The organism is Micromonospora sp. NPDC005173 (genome assembly GCF_040608515.1).
In the GTDB taxonomy this organism is placed as follows: domain Bacteria; phylum Actinomycetota; class Actinomycetes; order Mycobacteriales; family Micromonosporaceae; genus Micromonospora.
Genome location: NZ_JBEXIK010000090.1, coordinates 1 through 7,078 on the forward strand (window position 1 = coordinate 1; position 7,078 = coordinate 7,078).

Annotated in this window: 6 protein-coding genes; 3 read left to right on the top strand and 3 right to left on the bottom strand. The window is 68.1% G+C overall.

Going from position 1 to position 7,078, the window contains the following annotated elements; all coding sequences use genetic code 11:
* Positions 1-94: 94 nt before the first annotated feature.
* On the bottom strand, positions 95-1,705 hold the full coding sequence (locus ABZV00_RS37480) for a M28 family peptidase (RefSeq protein ID WP_355615312.1): 1,611 nt from the start codon (positions 1,703-1,705) through the stop codon (positions 95-97).
* Between the two features lie 1,030 nt (positions 1,706-2,735).
* Here ABZV00_RS37480 and ABZV00_RS37485 point away from each other — a divergent pair.
* The 3 genes from ABZV00_RS37485 to ABZV00_RS37495 all read left to right on the top strand — a co-directional run bounded on the left by ABZV00_RS37485 (position 2,736) and on the right by ABZV00_RS37495 (position 5,007).
* Positions 2,736-3,947: a restriction endonuclease gene (locus tag ABZV00_RS37485; RefSeq protein WP_355615315.1), complete on the top strand. Its 1,212-nt coding sequence runs from the start codon at positions 2,736-2,738 to the stop codon at positions 3,945-3,947.
* Between the two features lie 135 nt (positions 3,948-4,082).
* Entirely contained in the window at positions 4,083-4,340 is a 258-nt protein-coding gene (locus ABZV00_RS37490) for a hypothetical protein (protein ID WP_355615318.1), read from the top strand.
* 196 nt (positions 4,341-4,536) lie between these two features.
* On the top strand, positions 4,537-5,007 hold the full coding sequence (locus ABZV00_RS37495) for an ATP-grasp domain-containing protein (RefSeq protein ID WP_355615321.1): 471 nt from the start codon (positions 4,537-4,539) through the stop codon (positions 5,005-5,007).
* A gap of 122 nt (positions 5,008-5,129) precedes the next feature.
* Here the strand turns inward: ABZV00_RS37495 and ABZV00_RS37500 are convergent, their stop codons facing one another.
* Entirely contained in the window at positions 5,130-5,717 is a 588-nt protein-coding gene (locus ABZV00_RS37500) for a helix-turn-helix domain-containing protein (protein WP_355615324.1), read from the bottom strand.
* A gap of 192 nt (positions 5,718-5,909) precedes the next feature.
* Positions 5,910-6,578: a helix-turn-helix domain-containing protein gene (locus tag ABZV00_RS37505; RefSeq protein ID WP_355615327.1), complete on the bottom strand. Its 669-nt coding sequence runs from the start codon at positions 6,576-6,578 to the stop codon at positions 5,910-5,912.
* Positions 6,579-7,078: the final 500 nt, after the last annotated feature.

The window sequence follows — 7,078 nt, forward strand, 5'->3', positions numbered from 1 at the left end:
GCATGACCCGCCGCATCACCCGCGGCCGACCAGCCCGACGGCAGGCAAAGCGCACCTTCATCTGGACCTGATCAAGTCCCTCTCAAACACGCTCTTAGCGGAGGGCGTTGCCGTGGGTGTCCTCGCTCTTGCCCGCGCCATGCGACTTACCCGGCGAGCGCGGCACGCCGTTCACGGCCGCCGTGTCGTAGGCGAACGTGATCAACGCGGTGGCGGCGGCGTCGGCGTTGACGTCGATCGCGAACGTGTTGACGTTGCCGTAGAGGTCGTACGCCGCGTCGAGCTGTGCGTAGAGGGCGGCGTTGCCGCCGTCTCCGACCGGGTTCAGGCTGTCGCACGGCTCGTGGTAGCAGGGGTCGTACTGCGCGCCCTGCACCCCGCCGTACTTGGCCACGTCCTCGGCGGTCTTGAGCCCCTCCGCGCCGGTGAACAGCCCACCGGCCGGGATGCCGACCGCGATGAACGGACCATAGTCGGACCGGCCGGTGAAGTCGGCGGCGTTGGTGGGCAGCCCGCGGCTGGCGAAGAAGCCCTCGAACACGTCTTCGACCTCGGCGGAGCCGGCCGGGCCGGGGCCGGAGCCGGATTGCGCCGAATCGTCGCCGTCGTAGACGCCGAACACGTAGTTGGGCGAGCCGACCATGTCGAAGTTGAGGTAGAGCGCGAGGTCCGCGATCTGCGCCTCGCTGAGGCTGTTGACGTAGAACGTCGACCCGACCAGGTTGGACTCCTCGGCGCCCCACCACGCGAACCGGACCTGGTTGTTGCGCTTGACCTTCGCCATCTGGAGCGCGACCTCGAGGAGGGCGGCGCTGCCGCTGCCGTTGTCGTTGATGCCTGCGGTGTCCGGCTCGGAGTCCAGGTGCGCTCCGGCCATCACCACGTTGTCGGTTCGACCGTTGGTGCTCTCCGCGATGATGTTCTCCGTCGACCGAACCTCAGAGGTCGTGTCGGCGGTAATCCGCACAGTGAGGCTCGGCGTGGTGGCGAACTGCTCCCCGAGGAAGTAGGAGACCGACACCGCGGGGATGCCCACCGGCGCGCCGAGCGTGCCGGCGAACAATGTGTAGCGGTCGGCGTTGACGACCGGGTCGCCGTTGCCCTGGTTCATGAGGATCGCGCCGATCGCGCCGGCGGCCTCGGCGTTGGCCACCTTCTGCCCGAACGGGCAGGTGCCGCGCTGCACGAGCGCTATCTTGCCGACCACGGCCGCCGGGAAGTCCGACGCCTCGCATCCCGACGTGGACGCACGCGGCGGGGTGAGGGCGAGGTCGACCGGTACGACAAGACCCGCGACGTCACCGGCACCGGAGAAGTCCATCAGGTCATAGTCGGTGCCGTCCACAAAATTGGTCGCCGGCACCGGGGCGGTCCGGGTGAAGGTCGACCCGAACTCCTCGAAGAAGCTGAAATCGAACGGCTGGCGGCTCACGTCGTAGCCGGCGTCCTCCAACAGCCCGGCCACGTAGTCGGCGCTCGCGTCGTACCCCGGCAGGCCGGAGCCGCGGTTGCCGCCGTTGGCATCGGCGATCGACTGGAACGCGTCGAGGTGGCGGAGCACCCCCTGCAGGGTCACCGCCTTCGTGAGCTTCTGAGCTGAGTTGTTGCTGGGATCGGCCTGAGCCGGGTTGGCAAGCGTCAGCGATCCCACCAGGGTCGCCGCCGCCGTTGCGGCCAGCGCCCGTCTGACTGTCCGAGACACCACGATGTGCCACTCTCCTCACCGCTGCGGCGTCCGGCCCCCGCGCCCCCGCGCCGGACGGACCTCGACCGTCGCATAGACGGCGGATGATCACGACGGTCGTTCGGCCGGAGCATCACGCCAAGCGGAAGTCGGCGCAGGCCAAGGCGGACACGACGACCGACCAACGGGCCGAGGGGTAGCCCGAACCCATCTGACCTCGTCGGCGACGTGCTCATTCCCGGCGGCAACGACGAGCGAGCGGCCACGCCGCCAGGTCGAGTCGGACCGTCCGGTAGGCCCAGCCGCCCCCATTCGAAGACGACGAACGCATTGGAATGTCCGGGGGAGCAGAATGGAGGAGCGGGGTCCGTTCGACGGCCCGCGACTGCGCTCAACCGAAATGACCTGCACTCAACAGCACCGTCCCCACCTCGGGTCTTCCGTTTGGGTCGTCGGCGGGTCATCCAACGCGGCTGCCCGGCATCACGACGACGGCATGCTGCGCTTGGGCAGCTCGGTCGCGAGATGGCGCAGTTCCTGGTTGCAGGCGCGGTGGATGCGACGGATGAGTGGCATCGCTGGCTTGAGGCCGGAGAAGTACGCCCGGAGCAGGTCGCCGGTGCTGTCAGCCGACGTGACGTCGGCGGCCTGTCGTGGCCGGAGTTGTTCGATCAGCCCTCGGGGTCAGGGTGGTTAGTAACCAGCCCAGCCTGTTCACCCGGCATGAGCTGTGCGTGGGTTACCAAGATCTCCCGGCCGCCACGCCAGCGTCGGGGCCGCCGTCGCGCTCCGCCGCCTGCTGCCGGCTCCGTCGGCGCCGAGTGAGGATGCCCGCTCAGTGTGGTGGCGGACATCACAGGCGACCGGGGCGCTGGCGGTCGACGGGTGATCGTGAATCCTGCATGATCCACTGGCTGCCCCTCGCGTTGTTCTGGAGGTTTCCGTGGCGGAACATCTTCCCGGCACATCCGGTCCGGCCTCTGTGGCTGATGGCCCAGGGCCTGACCGGCTAAGGGAGGATGCCCGCGCGGCGTGGGCCTACCGGACTTATTTGCGGACGCGTGGTTCCCGGCCGCTACACCCGGACGCTGGCGCCCGGCTGCTGGCCAAGATCGAACCGGACGACCACGTTGAGCTCATCGCCGAGGCTGCGGTCCAGGTCCAGGCCGACGATGACAGGTTGTCCAGGCTAACCCGCGACGGTACTGCGCAGTTCGTCGCTGCCCGGACGATGCGACGGTGGATTCTCGTCGAACGCGCCACCGGCGCGGTCAAGTTCTGCACCGGGCCGCCGTGCCCGAGCTGGATGTGGGGCAGCCCGGGCGCGACTTGGCCGAACGCCGGCTGGGCCTTCGATGTCACCGCTAACAACCGCCGCAGGTTCGGTATCAAGGTCTTCTCCGACGACGACGGGCTCGACCGGCTCGACCGGCTAAGACAGCTCATCACCAAGGGCGCGGCCGGGCAGATCAAGTTGCTTCCCGAGCAGCCCGAGGTGCCCGCGCTTCCCGACCTGGACGCCGCCGCGTCCGCACGTGGGGCTATGCCGGCGCAGCGCTTCCTGCCGTCGGACTGGCGTACCAGTGAGGAGATCGCCGCCGCCCACATGCGGGCGCTCGGCTTCGCCGATGCGGAACTGACCGGTGGCAATCGCGACGGTGGCCTCGACGTCGTCGCCGGGACCGGTGTCGCCCAGGTAAAGATGCAGGCGCAGCCGGTAGGTGCCCCGCAGGTGCACCAGCTGCGCGGTACCCGGCCGCACTCACCCCATCACCTGTTCTACTCCACCTCCGGTTACACGACTGCGACGTGCGAGGCAGCCGCAGAGATCGGCGTGTACCTGTTCACGATCGGCCGGGACGGGACGGTATCGCCGGTCGGTGCCGCGGCCGCCGACCTCGCCGAAGCGGGCGTACACGACCCGGACGCAGTCCGGGCGGTCACCGCGCGGCAGATCGTGAAGGAGTACTGCCAAGGTGTCGCCGACCGGATCACGGCCGCCATCAACGCTACCGATCTGTCCGCGCCAGGCCGCACCGGCCGGTATCCGGGACATCACGAGCGTGCACTGCGGTACCTGCACCGGGCGCTGGAGAACCTGAGCGAGGCGCCGGGCTCATTCGAGTCGCTGCGTTCCACAGCGGTGTACTACCACCACACCGAACTGCTAGCCCACGTCTGGTTCCGGGAGATGGGAGTGCCGTACTCGGATGGCGAGCGCCTGCGCCACGAACCCGAAACCCTAGACTCGTTCTACGGCTGAGTAGCGGCCGATGAGGACGCGGGTGGCAAACACGACGGGCTCGACCGCGTTTTCAGGCGTACTCACATGCCGCGAACCGGGCGGCGGCCGGCATAACAGTTCGAGGTCGACGGCCGTGTGGGGCAGGATGTAAGCGTGATCCTGTTGGTTCCCGCGAACCCTCTACGGCCGCGCCACCCGGACGAGCATTTCGCGTCGGAGGCACAGGCCGCACGTGCTGCCGGGCTCAATGTGGCGGTGGTCGACCACGACGCGTTGGTGCAGGGCGGAGATGTGCGTCGGGCGGTCGCATCGGTCTCAGGCAGCGGTATGGCCGTGTACCGCGGCTGGATGCTGCGTAGGGAGCAGTACGCCACTTTCGCCGAGATCCTCGCCGAGCGCGGGGTGGTGTAGAGGACTGGTGGGGAGCAGTACCGGCGGGCACATGAGCTGCCTGGCTGGTATGCCGCTCTGGCTGCGGTCACCCCGCCGTCGGTGTGGACCACGGGCTCGGAGCGGGCGGACTTCGACCGCGCGCGTGTCGAACTGGGCGCGGGACCGGCGGTGCTGCGTGACTACTGCCTGGTCTCGCATGATGGTTGAGCCCGCCGTGTCAACCATCAACCGACGCAGGACAGTGCTGCGTGACTACAGCAAGTCGATGAAGCACTACTGGGACGAGGCCGCGTTCATCCCCGACCTCGAGGACGGTGCGGCTGCGCGGAGCGTGGCGAGCCGGTTTCTCGAACTGCGCGAGAACGACTTCGTGGGCGGGTTCGTGCTGCGGCGCTTCGAGCGGTTCGCCTCCGCCGAAGTACGCACATGGTGGGTCGACGGCGTATGTGTCCTGATCGGACCGCATCCCGACAGCCCGAACGATTCGGCGCCGGTCGAGATCGACCTGGCCCCGATCGCACCGTTGATCGCCGGGCTCGGCCTGCCCTTCGTCACCGTGGACCTCGCTCTCCGCACGGACGGCGTATGGCGGGTCATCGAACTCGGCGACGGGCAGGTTAGCGACCGACCAACCACCATCGAACCTCAAACGATGATCACGGCCCTGCTTGCTCAAGCCCGCTGATCGGCAACACTGTCTGCCTGAACATCCGCTCTTGCCGCCGACCGTGCGCGCGGCAGCCTGAGGGAGCCCAACTATCGTCGGTCAAAAGACGGGTGCGACGCCAGCGTCAGATCATGCCGACGTCAGCGCGCATTCGACGCCTCGATGATGGTGGCCTTTCCTGTCACGGGCCGGCCCTCGTGCATGGTGATCGTCACCGGCTGCAGGTGCCGCCAGAGGGCCGGGGACAGCGGGCCCAGGCGGACCGACTCGGTGGTGCCTGGTGACAACGCTGGAGCGGACTCCACCCAGATGCGTGCCACGAGCAGATCGGGGTCGCCCGCAGCCGTACGTCGGCCGAGGTTCCACAGCGGTCGGAGGATGCCCTTGCCCGGGATCGGCGTTCGCCGGCCTGTGGGGTTCTCCGCGGCCAGACGCAGCACCAGCTTGCGGAGCTCCCGGTCGACCGGTTGCCGGCCGGGCCGCGCATGCGGATAGGTCCAGTGTCGGGCGATCAGTTGCCGGTGCCAGCGCAGCAGCGTTGCTGGGGTGACGAAGAACGCTGACCATTGCGGTCGGGGCAGCAGCCGTGACAACGCCGCCAGCACCACCCGATCCTCGGGCTGCAGATCGGGGCAGTGCACCTGCCGGCACAGCACCGCCACCTGATGGCGCAACACGAGCAGTTCGACGTCTATCGCGCCGCCGTCGCAGGCGAGCTGGGTGAGCATCTGCAAGATCTGGCGCAGGAGCAGGTACACCAGCAAAGCGGTCATGACCCCATCGTTGCCGCTACCGCCGGGGCAGACCTCGCACAAAGGCGCACGTCACAGACCCGCACCGAATTTTCGAGCCCGACAGGTGTCCGTTGTAGAACTGTTCGAACTCGCGAAGGGCGTCGAGCAGGTGCCGCTGGTTCCAGATCAGGGTCCGGTCCAGTAGTTCGCGGCGGCAGTCTGTACCCACCGTTCCATGATCGAGTTCATTCTCGGCATCTGGATGCCGCTGAACACGACGTCGATGTCCGCGTCGGCGAGGATGGCGTCGAACAAATCGGGGAACTTGCCATCCCGGTCGCGGACCATGAACCGCGCCCGAGAGCCGTTGCCTTCGGGGTCCATGACGAGGTTCTTCGCCGCCTGTGCCACCCCTGCGGTGGTTGGATGCGGGGTGGCGCGCAGGATGTGGATTCGGCGGCTGGGGTGCTCAATCACCGCGAACACGTACATCCGCGCTCCCGTTAGGGTGACTGTCTCCAGGAAGTCACATGCCAGCAGGGCGTCCGCCTGGGAGCGCAGGAAGTCGGACCAGGTGCTGGCGGCCCGCTCGGGCGCCGGGTCGATCCCGGCCTTCTTCAAGATCTCCCAGACAGTGGACGCGGCCACCTTCACCCCCAGCACCAGCAGTTCGCCGTGCAGGCGCCGGTAGCCCCAGCTGGGAGTCTCCCGCGCCAGGCGCAGCACCAGGGCCCGGGCGGAGTGCACAATGCGCGGTCGACCCGGGCGCTTGGGTCGGGAAATGGCCGCGTGACGGCGGGCGACCAGATCGCGATGCCAGCGCAGCACCGAGTCGGAGCGCACCAGCAGCCGCACTCGGCGCAGCAGGTCGCGCGGCAGCCGGTGTAGCAGGGCCGCCAGGAACGCTGGTCACTCGGGTCGAACCGGACCTTCTCCTTGCCCAGATGGCGTTCCAGCACCGCGATCTGATGGCGCAGGGCAAGGGATCTCCACGTCCTTGTCCCGATTGCTCATCGGCAGCAGGCGCAGCACCGCGAACGCATTCGTCACACCCATGTACGCCAGTCGCAGCAGCACGGCAGCCCATCATGCCGCATCGATCACCAGCTACGCCCAGGCCCAGCGCCCAGCAACCGGGCCTACATCACCGACACGCCACACCGGCCCTCACCAGGCCGGATGGGGGTTTCGGCAGGGGCAAGGCTAGGCGCTACGGCGCGCAACTTCACACCTGGTCAGGGTGATACCCCGAACCAACGAACTAGTACTCCAGCCGCACTTTCAGGTTCGGAGTCTGCGCTGGTAGTGGCTGGTTCGAGCGCGGTATTGGTGGCGGCGCCGTCACGACGTCGATC

Excerpts from the sequence above, each read along its gene's own strand:
- ABZV00_RS37500 (WP_355615324.1), bottom strand. The coding sequence starts at position 5,717 with ATGCTCACCCAGCTCGCCTGCGACGGCGGCGCGATAGACGTCGAACTG.